Source organism: Vogesella aquatica (genome assembly GCF_028548455.1).
GTDB classification, from domain to species: Bacteria; Pseudomonadota; Gammaproteobacteria; order Burkholderiales; family Chromobacteriaceae; genus Vogesella; species Vogesella aquatica.
This window is the reverse complement of record NZ_JAQQLF010000001.1, coordinates 120,847-142,612: the sequence shown is the minus strand read 5'-3', so window position 1 is coordinate 142,612 and position 21,766 is coordinate 120,847. Positions and strand designations below refer to the sequence as shown.

18 protein-coding genes are annotated in these 21,766 nt (G+C 64.1%); 9 read left to right on the top strand and 9 right to left on the bottom strand.

Translation table 11 applies throughout. The annotated features are described in order from the left end of the window. Nucleotides 1–176: 176 nt before the first annotated feature. Entirely contained in the window at nucleotides 177–2,168 is a 1,992-nt protein-coding gene (tkt, locus tag PQU95_RS00660) for a transketolase (protein WP_272750226.1), read from the bottom strand. Nucleotides 2,169–2,479: 311 nt separating this feature from the next. Between tkt and PQU95_RS00655 the strand changes: the two genes are divergently transcribed. Next, complete coding sequence (locus PQU95_RS00655) at nucleotides 2,480–3,214, top strand: BPSS1780 family membrane protein (RefSeq protein WP_272750225.1); 735 nt, start codon at nucleotides 2,480–2,482, stop codon at nucleotides 3,212–3,214. A gap of 88 nt (nucleotides 3,215–3,302) precedes the next feature. On the opposite strand, the gene PQU95_RS00650 is transcribed toward PQU95_RS00655, so the two are convergent. Continuing rightward, nucleotides 3,303–3,761 carry a GNAT family N-acetyltransferase gene (locus tag PQU95_RS00650; protein WP_272750224.1) on the bottom strand — a complete coding sequence of 153 codons (459 nt, stop codon included), beginning with the start codon at nucleotides 3,759–3,761 and terminating at the stop codon, nucleotides 3,303–3,305. A 130-nt stretch (nucleotides 3,762–3,891) separates the two neighbouring features. Between PQU95_RS00650 and parC the strand changes: the two genes are divergently transcribed. The 3 genes from parC to PQU95_RS00635 are packed head-to-tail and all read left to right on the top strand — an operon-like array spanning nucleotide 3,892 to nucleotide 9,048. After that, nucleotides 3,892–6,186 carry a DNA topoisomerase IV subunit A gene (parC, locus tag PQU95_RS00645; RefSeq protein WP_373321355.1) on the top strand — a complete coding sequence of 765 codons (2,295 nt, stop codon included), beginning with the start codon at nucleotides 3,892–3,894 and terminating at the stop codon, nucleotides 6,184–6,186. A gap of 4 nt (nucleotides 6,187–6,190) precedes the next feature. Next, nucleotides 6,191–7,720: a two-component system sensor histidine kinase NtrB gene (locus PQU95_RS00640; protein WP_272750222.1), complete on the top strand. Its 1,530-nt coding sequence runs from the start codon at nucleotides 6,191–6,193 to the stop codon at nucleotides 7,718–7,720. After that, the gene (locus tag PQU95_RS00635; RefSeq protein ID WP_272750221.1) at nucleotides 7,717–9,048 is read left to right on the top strand and encodes a sigma-54-dependent transcriptional regulator; all 1,332 of its coding nucleotides are present in this window, start codon (nucleotides 7,717–7,719) and stop codon (nucleotides 9,046–9,048) included. The genes PQU95_RS00640 and PQU95_RS00635 overlap by 4 nt, the downstream gene beginning before the upstream one ends. An 83-nt stretch (nucleotides 9,049–9,131) precedes the next feature. Here PQU95_RS00635 and PQU95_RS00630 read toward each other — a convergent pair whose 3' ends face one another. Together PQU95_RS00630 and PQU95_RS00625 are read right to left on the bottom strand one after the other, a co-directional pair. Further along, the gene (locus PQU95_RS00630; RefSeq protein ID WP_272750220.1) at nucleotides 9,132–11,168 is read right to left on the bottom strand and encodes a methyl-accepting chemotaxis protein; all 2,037 of its coding nucleotides are present in this window, start codon (nucleotides 11,166–11,168) and stop codon (nucleotides 9,132–9,134) included. Nucleotides 11,169–11,370: 202 nt separating this feature from the next. Next, nucleotides 11,371–12,225: a LysR family transcriptional regulator gene (locus PQU95_RS00625; RefSeq protein WP_272750219.1), complete on the bottom strand. Its 855-nt coding sequence runs from the start codon at nucleotides 12,223–12,225 to the stop codon at nucleotides 11,371–11,373. A gap of 99 nt (nucleotides 12,226–12,324) precedes the next feature. Between PQU95_RS00625 and PQU95_RS00620 the strand changes: the two genes are divergently transcribed. Both PQU95_RS00620 and PQU95_RS00615 read left to right on the top strand, forming a co-directional pair. Further along, on the top strand, nucleotides 12,325–13,239 hold the full coding sequence (locus PQU95_RS00620; protein WP_272750218.1) for a DMT family transporter: 915 nt from the start codon (nucleotides 12,325–12,327) through the stop codon (nucleotides 13,237–13,239). A gap of 21 nt (nucleotides 13,240–13,260) precedes the next feature. Next, complete coding sequence (locus tag PQU95_RS00615; RefSeq protein WP_272750217.1) at nucleotides 13,261–13,464, top strand: 2-hydroxymuconate tautomerase family protein; 204 nt, start codon at nucleotides 13,261–13,263, stop codon at nucleotides 13,462–13,464. Nucleotides 13,465–13,947: 483 nt separating this feature from the next. Here PQU95_RS00615 and PQU95_RS00610 read toward each other — a convergent pair whose 3' ends face one another. The 4 genes from PQU95_RS00610 to PQU95_RS00595 form a co-directional block, all read right to left on the bottom strand. After that, the gene (locus PQU95_RS00610; RefSeq protein WP_017507822.1) at nucleotides 13,948–14,208 is read right to left on the bottom strand and encodes a hypothetical protein; all 261 of its coding nucleotides are present in this window, start codon (nucleotides 14,206–14,208) and stop codon (nucleotides 13,948–13,950) included. A 163-nt stretch (nucleotides 14,209–14,371) separates the two neighbouring features. Then, a complete protein-coding gene (argH, locus tag PQU95_RS00605; protein WP_272750216.1) occupies nucleotides 14,372–15,754 on the bottom strand; it encodes an argininosuccinate lyase in 1,383 nt (460 codons plus the stop codon). A 119-nt stretch (nucleotides 15,755–15,873) separates the two neighbouring features. Then, nucleotides 15,874–16,425, bottom strand: a complete 552-nt coding sequence (locus tag PQU95_RS00600) for a YaeQ family protein (protein ID WP_272750215.1) — start codon at nucleotides 16,423–16,425, stop codon at nucleotides 15,874–15,876. Between the two features lie 55 nt (nucleotides 16,426–16,480). Further along, nucleotides 16,481–17,104 (bottom strand): FMN-binding negative transcriptional regulator, encoded by a 624-nt coding sequence (locus PQU95_RS00595; RefSeq protein WP_272750214.1) that lies wholly within the window; start codon nucleotides 17,102–17,104, stop codon nucleotides 16,481–16,483. Nucleotides 17,105–17,232: 128 nt separating this feature from the next. Here PQU95_RS00595 and PQU95_RS00590 point away from each other — a divergent pair, with 128 nt between their 5' ends. From PQU95_RS00590 to PQU95_RS00580, 3 genes are all read left to right on the top strand, one after another. After that, the gene (locus tag PQU95_RS00590; RefSeq protein WP_272750213.1) at nucleotides 17,233–18,006 is read left to right on the top strand and encodes a substrate-binding periplasmic protein; all 774 of its coding nucleotides are present in this window, start codon (nucleotides 17,233–17,235) and stop codon (nucleotides 18,004–18,006) included. Nucleotides 18,007–18,087: 81 nt separating this feature from the next. Next, the gene (locus PQU95_RS00585) at nucleotides 18,088–18,870 is read left to right on the top strand and encodes a substrate-binding periplasmic protein (protein ID WP_272750212.1); all 783 of its coding nucleotides are present in this window, start codon (nucleotides 18,088–18,090) and stop codon (nucleotides 18,868–18,870) included. Between the two features lie 54 nt (nucleotides 18,871–18,924). Beyond that, nucleotides 18,925–20,244, top strand: coding sequence for an aminotransferase-like domain-containing protein (locus PQU95_RS00580; RefSeq protein WP_272750211.1), 1,320 nt, complete (start codon nucleotides 18,925–18,927; stop codon nucleotides 20,242–20,244). A gap of 5 nt (nucleotides 20,245–20,249) precedes the next feature. On the opposite strand, the gene ccoG is transcribed toward PQU95_RS00580, so the two are convergent. Next, a complete protein-coding gene (gene ccoG / locus PQU95_RS00575) occupies nucleotides 20,250–21,605 on the bottom strand; it encodes a cytochrome c oxidase accessory protein CcoG (protein ID WP_272750210.1) in 1,356 nt (451 codons plus the stop codon). Nucleotides 21,606–21,766 lie beyond the last annotated feature (161 nt).

Below are 21,766 nucleotides of genomic sequence, written 5' to 3'. Positions count from 1 at the left end.
GGATGCAGCCTGTTGCGGCCAACGCTAGCGTGGGCGGGCTGTGGAACCCGCCGGGGCCGGACACCCTGCCGTACTTTTGTACTGTTCTGGGTGCGGGCGCATTGTCGTTTCAGGCTGTGCCCTGGCTTGCGGGCGAATAAAAAGCCGCCCCTCGTTGGCACGGGGGCGGCTGGTTGTTATGCGCGGATCACGCTCTTGGTCTTGGCCACCACGTTTTCCACGGTAAAGCCGAATTCCTTGAACAGCACGCCGGCCGGGGCGGATTCGCCAAAGTGGTCGATACCGATCACGTCGCCTTCCAGACCCACGTATTTGCGCCAGCCGTCGGTCACGCCGGCTTCGATCGCCACGCGCGGCAGGCCAGCCGGCAGTACGCTGGCGATGTAGGCCTTGTCTTGCTGGTCGAAGGCGCGGGTGCACGGTACGGATACCACGCGCACGGCGATGCCTTCGGCAGCCAGGGCTTCCTGGGCTTTCAGCGCCAGCTCCACTTCGGAGCCGGTAGCCATCAGCACTGCCTGGGCGCCAGCGGCGTCACGCAGTACGTAGCCACCTTTCTTGATGCCGTCGATCTGCGCGGCATCACGTGCCACGAACGGCAGGTTCTGGCGGCTGAAAATCAGGCAGGACGGGTGGTCTTTGGCGGCCAGCGCCTCGGCCCAGGCCACCAGCGACTCGACGGTGTCGCACGGGCGCCATACCGCCATGTTCGGGATCAGGCGCAGGGTTGCGATCTGCTCTACCGGCTGGTGGGTCGGGCCGTCTTCGCCCAGGCCGATGGAGTCGTGGGTGAACACGAACACCGGGTTGATCTTCATCAGCGCGGCCATGCGCAGCGCGTTACGGGCGTATTCGCTGAACATCAGGAAGGTGGCGCCGAACGGTTTTACGCCGCCGTGCAGGGTCAGGCCGTTCATGATGGCAGCCATGCCGAACTCGCGTACGCCGTAGTGCACGTAGTTGCCGCCGGTTTCACGTGAAACCGGGGTGCTGCCCGGCCAGTTGGTGAGGTTGGACGGCGTCAGGTCGGCCGAGCCGCCTACCAGTTCCGGCAATACTTCGGCCAGCGCGGCGATGGCGTTTTGCGAGGCCTTGCGGGTGGCGATGGTTTCGCCTTTTTCGTTCACGGCAGCGATCTTGGCGGCAACGTGGGCGTCCCAGTTGGCCGGCAGTTCGCCTGCCATGCGGCGGGTGTACTCTGCGGCCAACTCAGGGTAGGCAGCGGCGTAGCCGGCAAACAGCGTGTCCCAGGCCGACTCGGCGGCGGCACCTTTGGTTTTGGCGTCCCAGGCGTCGTAGATGGTTTGCGGGATCACGAATGGCTCGTAGCCCCACTGCAGGCTGGCGCGGGCTGCGGCGATTTCGGCAGCGCCCAGTGGTGCGCCGTGTACATCGTGGCCGCCTTGCTTGTTGGGCGCGCCTTTGCCGATCACGGTTTTGCAGCAGATCAGCGTCGGGCGGGTGCTTTCTTTCTTGGCGGTATCGATGGCAATCTGCAACTCTTCGGCATCGTGGCCGTCTACGTTGCGGATTACCTGCCAGCCGTAGGCTTCGAAGCGCGCCGGCGTGTCGTCGGTGAACCAGCCTTCTACATCGCCGTCGATGGAAATGCCGTTATCGTCGTAGAAGGCGATCAGCTTGGACAGGCCCCAGGTGCCGGCCAGGCTGCAGGCTTCGTGGCTGATGCCTTCCATCATGCAACCGTCGCCCAGGAAGGCGTAGGTGTAGTGGTTGACCACCGGGAAACCGTCGCGGTTGAATTCGGCGGCCAGGATTTGCTCAGCCAGTGCCATGCCTACCGCGTTGGTAATACCCTGGCCCAGCGGGCCGGTAGTGGTTTCCACGCCAGGTGCGTAGCCGTATTCCGGGTGGCCCGGGGTTTTGCTGTGCAGCTGACGGAAGTTTTTCAGGTCGTCGATCGAAAGGTCGTAGCCGGTGAGGTGCAGCAGGCTGTACAGCAGCATGGAGCCGTGCCCGTTGGACAGCACGAAGCGGTCGCGGTTGGACCAGGCCGGGTTGGCGGGATTATGCTGCAGATGATCGCGCCACAGTACTTCGGCGATGTCTGCCATGCCCATCGGGGCGCCGGGGTGACCGGATTTGGCCTTTTCCACGGCATCCATAGACAGGAAACGCACGGCATTGGCTAGCTCGGTTCGGGTGACCATTCGGGGAAAACCTCAACTTGTAGGGAACCGGAACAACGGTTGCACCATCGCTTTTGCCGACGGCCTAACCGTTGCGAAATCATGAAATTATCGCCGATTTTGCCGCGTCGCGGCAACCGCGCTGCAAGGCCAGGCCTTTGTTTTTACGCGTAATAAAATTACGTGCCGCGCTTTGCCCTGCCCTTGTGCCGGCACGGGGCTTGCAGCGCGCCACGGATTCAATCAGATAAGGCTGTGCGCTCAACGACTTAAGCGGGCAGTCCGCAGCACGGCAGGCTACTGCCTGACCGATACCCGAAAGAAGGAATACGATGGAACAGCGACAAACCCACCCTCTCCGGCCACGCAAGGTGCCTGCCGCACAGGGCTGGCAGTGGATCAGGCAGGCATTTTTTCTGGTGCGCGAGCAGCCGCTGACCTGGGTACTGTTTGCCGTGTGCTACCTGCTGTTGCAAACGCTGCTGGGCAACCTGGGCCAGTTTGGCCAGCTGCTGGGCATGGTCAGCGTGCCGCTATTTGCCGGGGGCTTCGTGCTGGCGGCACAGCGTGCGGCAAGGGGGGACACCTTGCGCCCGCTGGATGTGTTTGCGGCATTCGCTAGCCATTGGCGGCAGCTGGCGGGGCTGGGGCTGGCCTATTGCGGCCTGCTGGTGGCGGCCATGCTGCTGGTGGTGCTGGCCTTGCTGGCGCTGGCCGGGGGGGTGGCCGGTAGCGAGGCGTTGACCGCCATGCCGCTGGGCAAGCAGATTGTCGGCCTGGTGCTGTTCGCTGCGGGGATGTTCATTACCTCGCTGCTGTACTGGTTTGCGCCGGCGGCGGTGGTACTGGCCTCGAGCGACCCCTTGCCGGCCATGCGGCGCAGCCTGGCCGGTGGCTGGCTGAACTGGCCTGCGGTGCTGTTGTGCGGCGTGATGCTGGCGGTGCTGCTGTTTCTGGCGCTGTTGCCATTTGGCCTGGGGCTATTGTTGTGGCTGCCGGTGATGTTCGTGTCGGTCTACGTGGCGTGGCAGGACGTGTTTGGCGACGGCCTGCCGCCACGCGGCTGAGTCTTGCGGCCAACACGGCAAGGCCCGCCGCGTTGGCGGCGGGCCTTGTGCTTTTTACACGTTGACCGGGTTGGCCGCAGGCCGTGGCTCAGCCGCGGCGCATGTCTACATGCAGGATGCCGCCGTCGTCGTAGGGCTCGGACACGGAGCGAAAGCCGAACTGCTCGTAAAAGCCCAGCTTGTCCTGCTGCGCCGACAGCATGATGGCGCGGCCGGGAAACAGCCTTTCGCAGTGGCTGACAGCGTGTTGCATCAGCGGCTTGGCCAGGCCGCTGCCGCGCGCATGCGGCGGGATCACCACGCGGCCGATGGCGGCGGCGTCGGGGTATTTCACACCCGGCTCGATCAGCCGGGCGTAGGCCATCAGGCCACCGCCGGCATCGCGTGCAGACAGGTGCCAGCAGTCCAGGTCGACACCATCGATATCGCCGTAAATGGACTGCTGTTCCACCACGAACACCTGGTCGCGCAGTTGCAATACCTGATACAGGCTAGACGCAGTAAAGTCGGTAAAACCGTGGCATTGCCACTGTAGCGGGTTGGGCATAGTACAATCCTTGCAATTTCACTCTTCGTGATCCGAACATAACACGCTGCACGCTCTGTGTAGCGCGTACTACCCCACTATGAGCCAGAACGATTTGTTTGCTGCAAGCGGCACCCCCGCCCAGCCCCCCGTGCCCGCTGCGGCCAACCTGCCCGATCAGGACGACGGCAGCCTGGCACTGGACCTGTACGCCGAACGCGCCTACCTCGAATACGCCATGAGCGTGGTGAAGGGCCGGGCCCTGCCCGAGGTGGCCGACGGCCAGAAGCCCGTGCAGCGCCGCATCCTGTACGCCATGCGCGACATGGGCCTGACCCACGGCGCCAAGCCGGTGAAATCCGCCCGCGTGGTGGGCGAAATCCTGGGTAAATACCACCCGCACGGTGACAGCTCCGCCTACGAAGCGCTGGTGCGCATGGCGCAGGACTTCACGCTGCGCTACCCGCTGATCGACGGCCAGGGCAACTTCGGTAGCCGCGACGGCGACGGCGCCGCCGCCATGCGTTACACCGAAGCACGCCTGACCCCCATCGCCGAGCTGCTGCTGGCCGAAATCGACATGGGCACCGTGGACTTCGTGCCCAACTACGACGGCGCGTTTGACGAGCCGGCGCTGCTGCCGGCACGCCTGCCCATGGTGCTGCTCAACGGTGCCTCCGGCATTGCCGTGGGCATGGCCACCGAGATCCCGCCGCACAACCTGTCCGAAGTGGCTGCTGCCTCGCTGGCGCTGCTGGCCAACCCCGAGCTCACCACGGCCGAGCTGATGCAGCACGTGCCAGGCCCGGATTTCCCCGGTGGCGGCCAGATCATCACCCCGTACGACGACATCCTGGCGGCCTACGAGGTTGGCCGCGGCAGCGTGCGCGTGCGCGCCAGGTGGGAAGTGGAAAAGCTGGCCCGCGGCCAGTGGCGCGTGATCGTGTCCGAGCTGCCGCCCGGCTCCAGCGCGCAGAAAGTGCTGGCCGAGATCGAAGAAGCCACCAACCCCAAGGTGAAATCCGGCAAGAAGGCGCTGACGCAAGACCAGCAAAACCTGAAGAGCCTGATGCTGTCGCTGCTGGACCGCGTGCGCGACGAATCCGATAGCGCACAGCCGGTGCGGCTGGTATTCGAACCCAAGTCCAGCCGCCAGGACCCGGACGAGTTCATGAACATCCTGCTGGCGCAAACCAGCCTGGAAGGTAATGCCTCGCTCAACCTGGTGATGATAGGCATGGACGGCCGCCCGGCGCAGAAAGGCCTGAAAACCATCCTGGCCGAGTGGCTGGCCTTCCGCCAGCACACCATCACCCGCCGGCTGAACCACCGCCTGGGCCAGGTAGACAAGCGCATCCATATCCTGGAAGGCCGCATGATTGCCTTCATCCATATCGATGAAGTCATCCGCGTCATCCGCGAGTCGGACGAGCCCAAGCCAGACCTGATCAAGGCCTTTGGCCTGTCCGAGGCGCAGGCCGAAGACATTCTGGAAATCCGCCTGCGCCAGCTGGCGCGGCTGGAAGGCTTCAAGCTGGAAAAAGAGCTGGGCGAGCTGCGCAAAGAGCGCGACAACCTGCGCCACCTGCTATCCAGCGAGGCCGCGCTGCGCGGCAAGATGGCCGAGGAAATCCGCGAGGACGCCGCCAAGTACGGCGACGCCCGCCGCAGCGAGATCAAGGCCGCCGAGCGCGCTGTGCTGACGCAAACCGTGGCCGACGAGCCAGTCACCATCATCCTGTCGCAAAAAGGCTGGGTACGCGCCCGTGTGGGCCACAACGTGGACCTGTCGGCGCTGGCGTTCAAGGACGGCGACGCGCTGCACACCGTGGTGGAAACCCGCACCGTGTGGTCGCTCATCGTGCTCGATAGCCGTGGCCGTGCCTACACGCTGGACCCGGCCGACGTGCCCACCGGCCGTGGCGACGGCGTGCCGGTGGCATCGCTGGTAGAGCTGCAGGACGGTGCCAAGCCGGCGCAGATGATTTCCGGCCGCGACGACGCCCGCTTTGTGGTGGCCGGCAGCGGCGGTTACGGCTTTATTGCCAAAATCAGCGACATGGCTGGCCGCGTCAAAGCTGGCAAGGCTTTCCTCACGCTGGACGCGGGCGAAACCGTGCTGGCACCGGTACCGGCTGCGGCCAACCTGGATGGCGTACGCCTGGTGGCCGCCAGCGACGGTGGCCGCCTGCTGGCTTTCCCGGCTGGCGAGCTCAAAGACCTGGCCAAGGGCCGCGGCCTGATGCTGATGGCGCTGGACGACGGCGAAGCACTCACCGCCATTGGCCTGGTGGCGGGCGACAAGGCGCTGCTGGCCACGGTGTCGGTTCGCGGCAAGGTGGCCGACGAGAAGCTGGCACTGGCCGAGTTCGACGGCAAGCGCGGCCGTAAAGGCAAGCTGATGCCGAAGAAGTGGACGGTTGGCCGCATCGGCAAGCCGGACTAAGCCCGTGTCCAGCCCGGCGCTCCCTACGTCACCGCTCACCCCGCCGCGCGCGCTGCGCTACTACAATATTTTCCGGGTAGCCAGCGTGGCGGCGCTGCTGATCATGACGCAGTGGGCCATGCCGGCGCCGTTTGGCGGCAACGGCTGGCTCGGCGGCTGGCTGCTGATGTACGGCGGGCTGGTGGTGCTGGGTGTGCTGCTGCCCCGGCTGCGCATCCCGCTGGAGTGGGGTGTGACCGTGGGCCTGGCGGGCGATATTGCCCTGCTGGTGGTGTACATGCACGAGTACGGCGGCGTGCAAAGCGGCTTTGGCATGCTGTTGCTGCCCTTCCTGGCCGTGGCCGGCGTGCTGGTTACCGGCCGTCTGGCGCTGTTTCACGCCGCCATGGCCACGCTGGCGGTGTTTGCCAGCGTCCTGCTGTATGCGCTGAATGGCCTGAGTATTCCGCGCGAGCTGTTCCAGGCTGCGCTGCTGGCCATTGCCTGCTTTGTCACCAGTAGTACGACCTGGCTGCTGGCGCGCAAGGCGCGCGAATCGGAAAGGTTGGCCGCAGAGCGTGGCGGCCAGCTGGCCAGCCTGAACCGCGTCAACGCGCTGGTGCTGCAAGCGCTGCGCGAGGCCGTGGTGGTGCTGGATGGCCACGGCGTGGTGCGCCACTACAATAGCCGTGCCGAGCGCCTGCTGGGCCGCATCCAGCGTGAGGCCACCCTGCCCGAGCTGATGCCGGTGATACAGCGCTGGCAGCGCAGTGGCTGCCAGCCCTATGCCCAGACCATAGAAAGCAATGTGCGTGGCCAGCAGCTGATCGGCCGCATGGTGCCGCTGGAGGAAAACGGCGCCCCCTTGCTGGTACTGTTCCTGCAAAACGTGGCCGAGCTGGCCGCCGAGGCGCAGCAGCTCAAGCTCACCGCGCTGGGCCGTCTTACCGCCAATATCGCCCACGAAATCCGCAACCCGCTGGCCGCGATCAGCCACGCCAGCGAACTGCTGGCCGAAGACGCCGCCGACCCGGCCACGCGGCGCCTGGCCGGCATGGTGCAAGACAACACCCGCCGTATCAACCGCCTGGTAGAAGAAGTACTGCAGCTGAACCGCCGCGACCGTGTGCGCAGCGAAACACTGGAACTGAGCCGCTTCTTGCCCGAGCTGATCGACAGCTTTGTGCTGGCCCACCCCGACACCGCCGGGCGTATTCTTACCCGCTATCTGGTGCCGGTAAGCGTGCGCTTTGACCGAGGCCACCTGCAGCAAATCCTCGGCAACCTGCTCAGCAATGGCTGGCGCTACAGCAGCGGCACTACCGGCGCGCTACGCATGGAAATCGACCACGACTGCATCCGCGTGATCGACGATGGCCCCGGTATTGCCCCCGATACCCAGAGCCACCTGTTCGAACCCTTTTTCACCACTGAAAGCAGCGGCACCGGCCTGGGCCTGTACATCGCCCGCGAGCTGGCCGAGGCCAACGGCGCCCGGCTGGACTACCAGCCACCCGGTGGCTGCTTTCGCCTGAGCCTGCCCAAGGAACCATGAGCCGCGTACTGATCGTAGACGACGAACCCGATATCCGCGAACTGCTGCAACTGACCCTGTTGAAGATGGGGCTGGAGGTCGACAGCGCCGCCTCGGTAGGCGACGCCTGCAGCAAGCTGGCCCGCCAGCGTTTCGAGCTGGTGCTTACCGATATGCGCCTGCCCGACGGCGAAGGTTTGCAGGTGGTGCAGTACATTGCCGAACAGCAGCTGGATATCCCGGTGGCGGTGATTACTGCTTTTGGCAGTACCGAAAACGCGGTGGCCGCCATGAAGGCCGGCGCGTTCGACTACCTGGCCAAACCGCTGAGCCTGGCGGCGCTGCGCGCCCTGGTGAAGTCGGCGATCCGCCTGCCGGACAATGCGGCCAACCCGGCGCTGGCCAGCGAGCGCCTGCTGGGCGAGGCCCCGGCCATGCAAGAGGTGCGCAAGCTGATCGCCAAGCTGGCACGTAGCCAGGCAGCGGTGCATATCAGCGGCGAATCGGGTACCGGTAAAGAACAGGCTGCGCGCCAGATACACGAACAAAGCCCGCGCGCCGGCAAGCCCTTCGTGGCGGTGAACTGCGGTGCCATCCCGGAAAACCTGATGGAAAGCGAGTTTTTCGGCAGCAAGAAAGGCGCCTTTACCGGCGCCGATGCCGACCGCGAGGGCTTCTTTCAGCAGGCGCACGGCGGCACGCTGTTTCTGGACGAGGTCGCCGACCTGCCGCTCGCCATGCAGGTCAAGCTGCTGCGCGTGATCCAGGAAAAAACCGTGCGTCGCCTGGGCGCCACGCAAGAAGAAGCCATCGATGTGCGCATCCTGTCGGCTACGCACCGCAATCTGCCCCAGGCGGTTAGCGATGGCTTGTTCCGTCAGGATTTGTTTTATCGCTTGAACGTGATCAGCCTGGCCATGCCGGCGCTGCGCGAGCTGCGCGACGATATTCCGCGCTTTGTCGGCGCCCTGCTCGACCGCTTTGCCGGTAGCAGCGAGGTGCGCCCGCGCCTGACCCCCGACGCGGTAAAAGCCCTGTTGGCCTACCATTACCCGGGCAATTTCCGCGAGCTGGAAAACATTCTGGAACGCGCGGTGGCGCTGTGTAGCGACGATCGTATCGAGCCGGCCGACCTGCAGCTGGGGGCCTGCCCGGACAGCCTGGCCGAGGGTGAAATGCTGGCGCCGGGCGGTAGCGAAACCCTGCAAGACTACCTGGACCGCGTGGAGCGGGTGGCGATAGAAGCGGCGTTACAGCAAAGCGAAGGCAACCGTACCCAGGCGGCCAAGCTGCTGGGCGTGAGCTTCCGCTCGCTGCGCTACCGGCTGGAACGGTTGGGCATGAAATAAGTACGCCAGGCAGAGAGTGATGCCCGCATAAAACAAAACCCCGGCCTGCTGCAGGCCGGGGTTTTGTGTCACTGGCGGGTTCGTCAGATCTTGAAGCGCGATACCGACTGGCGCAGCTGCTGCGCCATGGCGGTCATTTCGCAGGCGGCCAGCGAGGCGTCGTGCGCCTTGTGGTGGTTCTGGTCGGCTTGTTGCGCCACGCGCTCCACGTTGTGGGCGATGTCCATGCTGGCGGTGCTTTGTTCACGCAGTGCGTCGGCAATGCCCACCACCGACTCCTCTACCTTGCGTGCGCCGTCGCGGATGCTTTGCAGGCTGTCGCCGGCCTCGCTGGCCGACTTCACGCCGGCTTCTACCTGCAGCACGCCGCTATTCATGCTTTCTACCGCTTCGCGCGACTCGGACTGGATGCGGCCAACCGTGTCGCTGATTTCCAGCGTGGATTGCGTGGTGCGTTCGGCCAGCTTGCGTACTTCGTCGGCCACCACGGCAAAGCCGCGGCCCATTTCGCCGGCACGGGCGGCTTCGATGGCGGCGTTCAGCGCCAGCAGGTTGGTCTGGTCGGCAATATCGCGGATCACGGTGACCACGCGGCTGATCTGTTCGGAGCGCTCGCCCAGCTGGGTGACGGTGGCGGCGGTGCTGCCGCTGGCGGCGGCGATTTCGCGCATGGTTTGCACGGTGCGGCCAACAATCACCTCGCCGGTTTTGGATACCTGGTCGGACTGGATGGCCAGCTCGCGAGCATCGCTGGCGTACTGGCTGACCTGGCCGATACTTTGCGTCATTTCTTCTACGCAAGACGCCATGGCCGACACGGCGGCGCTTTGTTCGCGCGAACTATTGGAGACATCGTCCGACAGCGCTGCCAGGCCCTGGGCGTTGCGTGCCAGGCCATCCACACTCTGGTTTACTTCGCTGATCAGCTGGCGCAGCTCGCGGCACATCAGGTTATTGGCTTGCAGTACCTCGCCGATTTCATCGTGACGGTCTACCACGATGCTCACGGTCAAATCACCTGCGGCCACACGGCGGGTGGTATCCACCAGGCGTGCCAGCGGGGCGCTGACCCAGCGGCGCATGGCCACAAACACCAGGGCGACCAGCAGGACGATCACCAGCAGGGTGCCCAGCAGCATTTTGACCTGCATTTCGTGCGGCTCGCGCACCAGCTCGTCCTGATAGGCGCTGGTAGCCACCAGCCAGCCCCACTGCGGGTAGGAGACAAAGGTGGCCAGCTTCAGGCGTGGCTTGGTGGCACCGGCGTCCAGCCAGTTGTAACGGATCTGCCCTTGCTGTTGCGACAGCATGGTCTTGATAAAGGGCTGGCCGTCGGCGTCGGTGCTGTCCAGCAGGTTTTTGCCTTCTTTATTGGGGTGGATCACCAGCTCGCCCGGGCGTGTTTTGGCATCCAGCACGTACACGTAGCCGGTGTCACCGATCTTGAGCGCCAGGATCTTCTGCTTCAGTGCTTTCAGACCATCGGTGTAGTCAATACCGGCAAACATGACGGCGACAACCTGGCCGGCAGCATCCTTCAGCGGTATGTAGTGCGTCATGTAGTCACGGCCAAACAGGTTGGCCGGGCCGGTGTAGCGCTCGCCGCTTTTCAGCAGCTGATAAGCCGGGTGGGCGTGGTCCAGCATGGTGCCCACGGCGCGGGTGCCGTCTTCTTTTTTCAGCGACGATGCAATACGGATGAAATCATCACCCTGGCGCACAAACAGGGTAGCGACACCACGGGTGGCCTGGGTAAAACGGTCTACCAGTGCTTCATTGCCGTTGAGTAGCTGGTCGGCACTATAAAGCGCTGGTGCCGTGTGCCCGCTGACGGTGACAGGGTTGGCCGCATCGGCCCGCAGCGGGCTTGCCAGGCCGGCGGCCAGCTGCGCCGCACTGTTTTTGGCGCTACTTTCCAGCACGCTGGCGTAGGCATCGATGCTGTCGACCACTTGCTGGTTGGTTTGTTGCATGGTGTCGACCGCGCGCTGTTCTACGCGGCTGGCCAGCCACTGGCTAACGACCAGGCCGGCAAGGCCCAGGATGATAAACAGCGCGATGCTGAGCACCAGGCTGAGTTTTTGTGCCAATGACAGGCGGGAAATGGTGAGTTTGGACATGGTTTTTTACGCAGAGGTGGGTGGCTTTGCGCGTGCTTAATTTACATATTTATTAAATGAAAATGATTTTTTATATAAAAGCACGCGTGAGTATCGTATGTCCTAATGCGCTGCCCACCCTTGATAATGGTCAAACCCTGTTGGCTAGGTGGCTGATTTTTAAAAACTTTCTACATTATATGTATTCGATACCTTTGGCATTTTATTGCTGAAATATTGCCAGGCTGGCAGCAAATGCATCAATGGCCGGCGCGCGTACGCCGCAGCGGCGAATCAGTACCGTGGGGGCGTGAGCGAGCGCTGCCGGTAGCGGGTGGGTGGCGACATGGCCGGCTGCCGGGGTGAGTGCCAGCAGTGCTTCGGGTACCAGCGCAATGCCCATGCCGCTGGCGGCGCAGCTGATCATGGCATGGTAGGAGTCCAGCTCCACCAGCCGGTCCACCACGCAGCCGCTTTCTTCCAGCCAGCGTTCCAGCCGTTGCCGGTAGGCGCAGCCGTGGTCAAAAGCCAGCAGGGTAAGCGGCCCGTGTTCCGGCCCTACCCTGGCCCCCAGTGCGCTGATCAGCAGCAGGTTTTCCTGGCAAAACGGCTGGCTCTCCAGCCTGGGTTCGTTCACCGGGCCACATACCAGCGCGCAGTCCAGCTCGCCAGCCAGCACGGCGCTGATCATGCTGGCGGTAGGGCCGGTACGCAGCTCCAGCCGCACGTCGGGGTGTTGCTGGTGAAAGCTGGCCAGCAGCGGGGGCAGGCGCACGGCAGCGGTGTTTTCCATGGCGCCCAGCCTTAGCTGCCCACGTGGTCTGTCGCTGGCCACCGCTGCGCGAGCCTCGTCGGCCAGCGCCAGCAGGCGCGTGCTGTAGTCGGCCAGCACGTGGGCGGCGGCAGTGGGCCGCACGCCGCGGCCGTCGCGTTCGAACAGCGCGACACCCAGGCTGTCTTCCAGCTGCTTGATGCGGGTGGTGATGTTGGATTGCACGCGGTGCAGGCGGCGCGCGGCGGCGGTAATGCCACCTTCTTTGAGTACCGCTTGAAAGATAGCCAGATCGCCTAGGTCCATACCATTCTCCACGTGGGATGCTTTTCATCATAATAATTCATTTTTCAGGATGAAAAACGGCACGCATAGTGACAGCCTGTTTCCTTGCCGAGATCTGTCATGCCCCAACGCGCCAGCCGAAGCGGCTACCTGTACCTGTTTGCCTGCCTGTTGTTATGGAGCAGCTTCATGCTGATGGCGCGCCTGGCCGGCAAGACGCCGCTCACCGCCTACGACCTGCTGGCGCTGCGGCTGGGCACGGCCAGCGTGGTGCTACTGTGCCTGCCGCGCCCAGCGTTGGCCGCGTGGCGCGATCGCCGGCTATGGTTGCTGGCGCTGATAGGCTGCATCGGTTTCTGTCTGCTGTGCTACAGCGCGGTACGCTGGGTACCAGCCGCACACCTGGCGCTGCTGGTTGCCGGCCTCCAGCCTTTCCTGATGGCGCTGTTACTGTTATTGCTGGGCCAGGGTTGGCCGCCGCGCGCCGCCCGCCCCGGCTACGCGGTGATGGCGCTGGGGCTGGGCCTGCTGGGCTGGCCGCTGTTTGCCGGCCAGGCGCAGCCAGGGCAATGGCTGGGCGATGGCATGCTGCTGACCGCCGGTGTGCTGTGGGCGCTCTATGCCTTGCTGGCCAAGCGTTGGGGCTACGCACCGTGGCTGCTCACCAGCTTTGTGACGCTGGCGTCTACCCTGCTCTATTTGCCGGTGTATTTGCTGTGCTTGCCCAAAGGCCTGGCGGCAACGCCGTGGCCGATGATCGTGAGCCAGGCGCTGTTTCACGGCATCAGCCCGGCCATCGTGGCCATGCTGTGTTACCTGCGGGCTGTCGATTTGCTGGGCCCGTCGCGCGTGGCGGCGCTGATGGCGCTGATTCCGGTGCTGACCGGTATCGCTGCCGTACCACTATTGCACGAGCCGCTCACCGCTACGCTGGCGTCGGCACTATTGTGTGTATCGCTGGGCGCCTGGTGGGTATCGCGCCCGGTACCCGCCCCTGTCCAGCCCCGCACGGTGGCGGCTTGCGGCCAACCCTGAACCTGAAACCCTGGAGTCATCATGCCCTACGTCAACATCAAGATTACCCGTGAAGGCGTGACCGCCGAGCAAAAAGCCGAGCTGATTGCCGGCGTAACACAGCTGCTGCAGACGGTGCTGAACAAGAATCCGGCCACCACCGTGGTGGTGATCGACGAGGTGGATACCGATAACTGGGGCATCGGCGGCGAGAGCATCACCGTGCGCCGCGCGCGCGGCAGCTAGCACCGAGCCCTTGCCGCGTGGCCGCTTGCGTTGGTGCAGGGTTGGCCGCAGCAAAACAAAGCCCCGCACTTGGTGTAATGCCAGTCAGTTAACGCTGAATGGCGCTTTTTTTGGCTAGGGGTTTGTTGTGTTTGAAGAGTGCTATTGTGTCCGCGATGCGGACGATGATTAGATGCCGGTTCCGCCCGGCAAACGGGAAAGGGGGCGGGTTGCCGCCCCCTTTTCATTCCCCCGCAACCCGGGGCTGCTCGAAACCCCGGTCAAAATGGCACGCCCCAGGCGCCGCCGAACTCGCCCCTCGCTAACGGCTCGGGGCTCAAACAAATCGTCGTCTTAAAACCTGGGGCGAACCATTTTGACCGGCTCGCGCCAACGGGATGGGGCGCTACACTCACGCCCATCCTACTTGATGGCCAAGCACATTCGCCTAACTGACTGGCATTACGCACTTGGCGGGGCTTGGTGGTGACAGGCGGGCGGTGATCAGGCGGCGCCGGCGTCTTTCACGCATTTCTTCACAAAGCTGTTTTTGGCGGCGCCGGCCAGTTTCTTCTCGGCGGCTTTGGCGTCGCAGCTGGCTTGCGCGCCGGCGGCTTTGCTGTCTTTTTCGCACTTCTTCACGAAGCTGTTCTTGGCGGCACCGGCCAGTTTCTTCTCGGTGGCTTTGGCTTCGCAGCTGGCGTCAGCAGCAAAGGTGGCGGTGGAAACACAGGCCAGCAGGGCCAGGGCAAGCAGTTTGCGCATGGTAGTCGTCCTTTGGGTTGGCGATAAGGCGTCATCAGTATTGCCCTGTGCCGCGCAGGCTGGCAAGCGCCGCACGGTGGCAATAGGTAACAGTGTGTCATGCGTGGATGACAATATAAAAACCCCCGGTAGATACCGGGGGTTTTCTATGGAACTTGCTTGCTTAACCGGCCAGGCGGGCGCGGTGGCGGGCAATCTGGAAGCGTACCTGGTTCGGCGCGGTGCCACCCACGTGGTCGCGCTGGGCCAGGCTGCCTTCCGGGGTCAGTACGCTGTACACGTCCTGCTCGATCAGGGTGCTGAACTGGCGCAGCGTGTCCAGGCTGAGGTCGGCAATGTCCACGCCCTGCTGCTCGGCGTGGCGCACGGTCAGGGCGACCACTTCGTGGCTGTCGCGGAACGGCATGCCTTTTTTCACCAGGTAATCGGCCAGGTCGGTGGCGGTGGCAAAACCCTGCAGCACGGCGGCGCGCATGGCGTCCGGTTTCACGGTGATGCCGCGCATCATGTCGGCGTAGATGCGCAGGGTGTCGATCAGGGTGTCGGCGGTGTCGAACAGCGGCTCTTTGTCTTCCTGGTTGTCCTTGTTGTAGGCCAGCGGTTGCGCCTTCATCAGGGTGACCAGTGCGATCAGGTGGCCAACCACACGGCCGGATTTGCCGCGTACCAGCTCCGGCACGTCCGGGTTTTTCTTCTGCGGCATGATGGAGCTGCCGGTGCAGAAACGGTCGGCGATATCGATAAAGCCGACGCGCGGGCTCATCCACAGGATCAGCTCTTCGGACAGGCGGCTCAGGTGCACCATCACCAAGCTGGCGGCGGCGGTGAATTCGATGGCGAAGTCACGGTCGGATACGGCGTCCAGCGAGTTGTGGCATACGTCGTCAAAACCCAGCAGCTGCGCGGTGTAGTGGCGGTCGATCGGGAAGGTGGTACCAGCCAGCGCGGCAGCGCCCAGCGGCAGGCGGTTGACGCGCTTGCGGCAGTCGCTCATGCGCTCGGCGTCGCGGCCCAGCATTTCCACGTAGGCCAGCATGTGGTGGCCAAAGGTCACCGGCTGCGCTACCTGCAGGTGGGTAAAGCCTGGCATTACGGTGTCGGCGTGCTGCTCGGCCAGGTCCAGCAGGCTGGTTTGCAGCTCGGCAATCAGCACCACGATGGCGTCGATCTGCGCGCGCAGCCACAGGCGGATGTCGGTGGCCACCTGGTCGTTACGGCTGCGGCCGGTGTGCAGGCGCTTGCCGGCGTCGCCGATCTTGTCGGTCAGGCGGCGCTCCACGTTCATGTGCACGTCTTCCAGGTCCACGCTCCAGTCGAAGTTGCCGGCGCGGATGTCGGCGATGATCTGCGCCATGCCGTCGCGGATGGCGGCCAGGTCGGCGTCGGACAGCACGCCGGACTTGTTCAGCATGGCGGCGTGGGCCAGCGAGCCTTCGATGTCGAACTCGGCCAGACGGTTATCGAAAGTAACCGAAGCGGTGTATTTTTTAACCAGTTCGGAAACGGGTTCGGAGAAGCGGCCGGACCAGGCGTGCGTATCTTGCATGGCGAAAATGTCCCAAGTCTGTAAATGTATGGCGATTATGGGCAAGGATTATATGCCAGCCCACCGCCATAAAGGGATAGACCGGCTGAATTTTCACCCGGCAGGCGGGCGGGCTGCGCTTAGCGCTCGGCGCTGCCGTACAGGCGGTGCGGGCTGACGGCTACACTGCCTTGTTCGGACGACAGCCACAGCACGCCGTCCTGTACGGTGGCGTTCAGCTGCATGCTGCGCTCGCACAGCGCGGCCAGCTCGGCCAGGGTGTCGGTGGCGATGCTGAAGATGTTCAGGTGGTCGAAGCGGCCCACCTTGCCTGCCATGCCTTCCCACCAGATATCCGCCGAGCGGCCGCCGTAGTTGTACAGCCATACCTGGCCGGCGCGGCCGCAGGCTTTGCGCAGGCGCTTTTCGTCCGGCTCGCCCAGCTCTACCCACTGTTCGATCTCATCGCTGAAATTCTTCAGCCACAGGTCCGGCTCCTCGTCGTCACTGATGCCGCGGGTAAATACCATGTATTCGCCTGCGTGCAGGGCAAATACGGCAATGCGCAGCATCATGCGCTCGATGGTTTCGGACGGGTGCTGGGCGATGGTCAGGCTATGGCTGTCGTAATAGCCACGGTCCATATCGGAAATCGTGAGGTCGGCTTTGTAAATGGTGGCTTTCAGTGCCATTGCAGGGCTTTCGCGTGGGGTACGTCAAGCCTTGCAGTGTAACGGGTTTTGCCGGCTAGCTGGCAGTATCGCTATCGAGCGCTGCCTGCATGCTGGCGGCCAACTGCTGCTCTTCAAGCCCGCCACTGGCCAGCGCCGCGATCACGCTGTGGCGGTCGGCCAGGCTGCGGTTCTGGCTGAGTTTTTCCTTGCACTGCCACTGGATGACCGGCAGGCGAAAGCCCACGATCGCGCGCTGCATGGCGGCCATGGCTTGCGCGGGGACAGCCTGTGGCGACCAGCCGTCCGGCCCTTCGAAGCGGGCACTGAGCTGCGCCAGTAGTGTGTAGAGTTCGTCGCCGCTTATCTGTTCTGCCGGGCCGCAGTGCGCGTGTGCTATGCGGTAGTTCCAGGTGGGTACCATGCCGCTGCTGTGGTACCAGCGTGGCGAGATATAACCGTGTTCCCCCTGGAACACGGCAACGCTGGGTGCCTGTAACAAGGCCTGGCTATGGCCATTGGCCGCGGCCAGGTGGCCGAGCAGGTAGTCTGGCTGGCCGGAGGCGGGCAACAACACCAGGTGGCTGATCCACGGCGTGTCGCCGCCAGGGGTGATCAGCGTGGCAAAGGGGTGTTGGGCTGCCAGTGCGCTGGCGGTGTTGGCTGGGCTGGCAAAAGCGGGTGGCTGGTAGAGTGGCATGGCGTTCTCCTGTGCCCTGATTGTGTCGCGGGCTGGCCGGCTGGCCCAGAGCCAGTTTGTCCGGTATGTATGGGGCCACTGTGCTGCAGCATGTGCACTACACTGGCAGGATAAACAGGAGAATATCGATGCGGCGATGGTTTCTAGTGGTGGGCCTGCTGTGGTTGGCCGGCGGGGTATGGGCTGCCGAGCCGCCATTACAGGTGCGCTTTTCCAACCAGGAGTACCCGCCTTACGCCGGTAGCCGGCTGCCGGATGGCGGCATGCTCACACGGCTGGTTACCGAGGTGTTCCGCCGTGGCAATGTGTCGGTCAGCTATGTGTGGTACCCCAATAACCGCGCTATCCAGCTGGCACGTAACGGCGATGTGGATGGCAGTGTGGGTTGGACGCCCAGCCCAGAGCGCGAGCGCGATTTGCTGTTCAGCCAGGAGGTGTTGCCGTTTCGCATGGTGTTGTTCCAGCGCAAGGCTGGGCATTATCGCTGGAAAGCCTTGTCAGACCTGGCGTCCTATCGCTTTGGTGTCACGCTGGGCAATTTTTATTCGCCCGAGTTTCACCAGCTGCTGAAGCAGGGCGCTTTGCAAGCCGACGAGTCGGCCGATGACCTGAGCAATATGCGCAAGCTGGTGGCCCGGCGGGTAGACCTGGTGCCAATGGAACTGGAAAGCGGACAGTTCCTGATTCAGCAGCAGCTGTCACCGGCGCAGGCGGGCTTGCTGATGGCGCAGCCCCGCGCTTACTGGCGTGCCCCGATGTGCATGGTAGTGTGGCGCGGCCACCCGCAGGCGGCCGAGCTGGTGCGCCGCTTTAACCGCGAGCTGGCGGCCATGAAGCGCAGTGGCGAGCTTGCCCGTTTGCTGGCCGATAGCCGGCGCCGGGTATTTCTGCAGCAGCCATGAAGTATTTATTTTTCGATAAATTGCTTGGTGTATGACACGCCGCTGCCTAGGCTGAAATGGAGAGCTTTTTTGGGGGGTGTCATGTGGCGACAATGCATAGGGTTGGCCGCACTGCTACTGCCGATGACGGTGCTGGGGGCATCGCCGGCATTGAAAGTGCGCTTTTCCAACCAGGAATACGCGCCGTACATGGCCGAAAACCTGCCATTTGGCGGCATTCTGACGCGGGTGGTAACCGAGGTGTTTCGCCGCGCCAATGTCAGCGTCAGCTACGGCTGGTACCCCAATAACCGTGCCATCCAGATGGCGCGCACCGGCGATGTGGACGGCAGCCTGGGCTGGACGCCGAACGAAGATCGCCAGAAAGACCTGCTGTTCAGCGAAGAAGTCCTGCCGTTCCGCATGGTGCTGTTTCAGCGCCTGGGTGAAACCTATGCCTGGAAAACGCTGGAAGACCTGGCGCCCTACCGCTTTGGCATTACCGCAGGCAATTTTTACTCCGATACCTTTACCCGCCTGCAGCACAGCGGTGTGCTGAAGGTCGATGTCACCACCGACGATGTCAGTAATCTGCGCAAGTTGGCCGCAGGCCGTATCGACCTGTTCCCCATGGAGGGCGAAGCCGGCCAGCTGGCAACACGCCTGCAGCTGCCGCCTTCCATGGCAGCGCGCATTGTGCCGCAGCCACGGGAATACTGGAGTACCCCGCTGTGTGTGGTGATATGGCGCGGCCACCCGCAGGCGGCCGAGCTGCAGCGGCGCTTTAACCGCGAGCTGCGCAAGATGAAAGACACCGGCGAGCTGGAGCTGCTCATCAACCAGACCCGCCACGCCATTTTTGCCCATATCGACAAGAAGCGCTGATCTTTGCCGCCACTGTGGGCATAATCGCCCTTTTCTCCTGACAGGCGGCCCGGCGTGAGCAAGTACGGCGAACTGGTTCAGCGCATCATCAGCAGCATCCGGCACGGTGATTACCAGCGTGGCGACACCCTGCCTTCGCTGCGCCAGCTGGTGCAGCAATACGGCGTGGGGCTGAATACCGCGCGACGTACCTATTACGAGCTGGAAAAACTGGGCTATGTGGTGGCCCAGCCGCGCCGCGGCTACGTGGTGGCCGCCGATGCCGGCGGCGGCAGCGATAGCCTGGCTGCCCCCTTGGGCGCCCCGTTCATCCACCCTGCCCTGTACGATACCCGCCCGCTGACCCACGCTTTTATCGGTGCCATGCGCCACTACGCCCAGGCACTGGCCGAACCGGCGCTGGCCGGTATGCCGGCGCTGCGCCGGCAGATCGCCCAGCAAGCCTACGCCGAGGGCTGGGAGGTGCACGCCGACGAAGTACTGATCACCTGCGGCGGCATGGAAGCCTTGTCGCTGGCGGTGGCCGCCGTCACGCACGGCGTGGCACAGCCACAAGTCGCGGTGCTGCAGCCGGCTTTCCCCGGCCTGCTGGGTGGCTTGGCCGAGCAAGGCGTGGCCATCTTGCCGCTGGTGTTGGCCGCAGATGGCAGCGTGGACACCGGCGTGCTGGAGCAAGCGCTATCACGGCAGCAGGTGCAAGCCATTGCCCTGATGAGCGCCTACTGCCACCCGCATGGGCGCAGCTTGCTGCCCGCCACCCGCCAGCGCTTGCTGGGGTTGGCGCAGCGCTACGATGTGCCGGTTATCGAAGATGATGCCTACCGTTTGCTGGGGTTTGACGGCACGGTGCCCTTGCCCATGAAGGCCGACGACCGGGATGGTCGCATCTTGCTGTGCGGCACGTTTTCCAAATCCATGGCACCGGGCTACCGCGTGGGCTGGCTATTGCCCGGGCGCTATGGCGAGCTGGTACGGCGCCTGAAGCTGGCGCAGACGCTGGCGTCGCCGCTGCCCAACCAGCTGGCGCTGGCCGAGCTGCTGTCCGGCGGGCGCTATCTGCCCGGTTTGCGCCGTTTGCGCCAGCAGCTGGCCGACAAGGTAGGGCAGCTGGAAGCCCTGCTGCGGCCAACCTTGCCCGACGGTGCCAGCCTGCAGCCTGCCGAGGGTGGCTATTTTGTCTGGCTGCGTGATGTGCCGGCTGACTGTGTGCAGCTGGTGGCTACCGCCCAGCGCCACGCCATCCAGCTGGCGCCCGGTACGCTATGTCAGCCGGATGCTGCGGGGCGGCACGCCCTGCGCCTGAACGCCAGCTACTTTACCCCCGGCCAGCAGCCGGCGCTGGACTGGCTGGCGCGTGCCATGCGCCGCGTGTAGCCGGCTCAGGGCATCAGGATGCGCGAGGTTTCGGTGACTTTATCCTCGGGTGTGTGGCGGTCTTGCAGGGCAATGCTGATCGGGTGGCTGCCCTTGGCCAGCACCGCCGGGTCTGCCATCACATTGATGGTAAAGCTCAGCTCGCCATCGCCGGGCACCTGCAACAGCTTGGGCAGGCGCTGCCCCACTACCCCGTCACCGGCTGCCGTCAGCGTGTAGGTACGGGCGTCTGGCCGGGTATTGAAGATGCGCACGGTGTAGGCGTTTTCGATATAGCCGTCGGCTGTTTCGCGCGCCATCACGGCGCGGTCGCGCAGGACTTCTACCCGGAAAGGCTCGCGTTGCCACAGGCCGGCGGCCATCAGCAAGACGGTGGTGCCAATCAGGCTGGCGTACACCACCGCGCGCGGGCGCTGCCAGAACGAAGGCGGCGCGGCGCCCTGCTCCATGGCATTTTGCGTGGACAGGCGAATCAGGCCGCGTGGTGCGGCCAACTTGTCCATTACCTCGTCGCAGGCGTCGATGCACACACCGCAGCCAATGCACTCGTATTGCAGACCCTGGCGGATATCAATACCGGCCGGGCACACTTGTACGCACAGCCCGCAATCCACGCAGCTGCCTTGCGCCTGGCTGCCGTCTTTGCGGCGTGCGCCGCGCGGCTCGCCACGCTGTTCGTCGTAGGCCACGATCAGGGTGTCACGGTCGAACATCACCCCCTGAAAACGGGCATAAGGGCACATATGCTTGCAAACCTGTTCGCGCAGGTGGCCAGCCAGCAGCCAGGTAAAACCGGCGTAGCTCAGGGCGAAAAACGCTTCCCAAAAGCCGGTTTGCCCGGCAGGCAGCCCGGCCACCAGCTGGCGCATCGGGCTGAAGTAGCCCACCAGGGTCAGGCCGGTCCACAGTGAAAACAGCAGCATGCTGGCCTGGCTGGCGCCTTTGCGCAGCAGCTTGTCGGCCCCCCACGGTGCGGCATCGCGCTTGCGCCGCGCATTGGGTGGCCCTTCAAATAGGCGCTCTATCCACAGCATGATCTCGGTGTACACGGTTTGCGGACAGGAAAAACCGCACCACAGGCGCCCGGCAATCATGGTCCACAGGAACAGCCCCAGCGCGCTGATGATCAGCATGGCCGCCAGGTAGATGAAGTCTTGTGGCAGCAAGGTCAGGCCGAACAGGTAGAGGCGCATCGAGTCGAAGTCGAAGCGTACCGCCTGCTGGCCGTGCCAGTTGACCCAGGGCGTCAGCAAGAACAACAGCTGGGTAACGATGACAAAACCGGTGCGCCAGTGGCTGAAGCGGCCGCGGCTGAGCTTGGGGTAAAGCTTGTTGGAAACAAAATGGATGGGTGTGGCCATGGTGGTTTGCTGCCCTTGCAGTAAAGCGATGCCGCAGCTTAGGCAGGGTGCCGTCGGGCAGACAGGCACAGATGCCGGGCATCGGCAGGGCACAGCGGGCAGCTTGGCCGCAGGTTTGATGTGCATCAGCCCGCAGCGGCTGGCTGATGCAAAGATCGGGC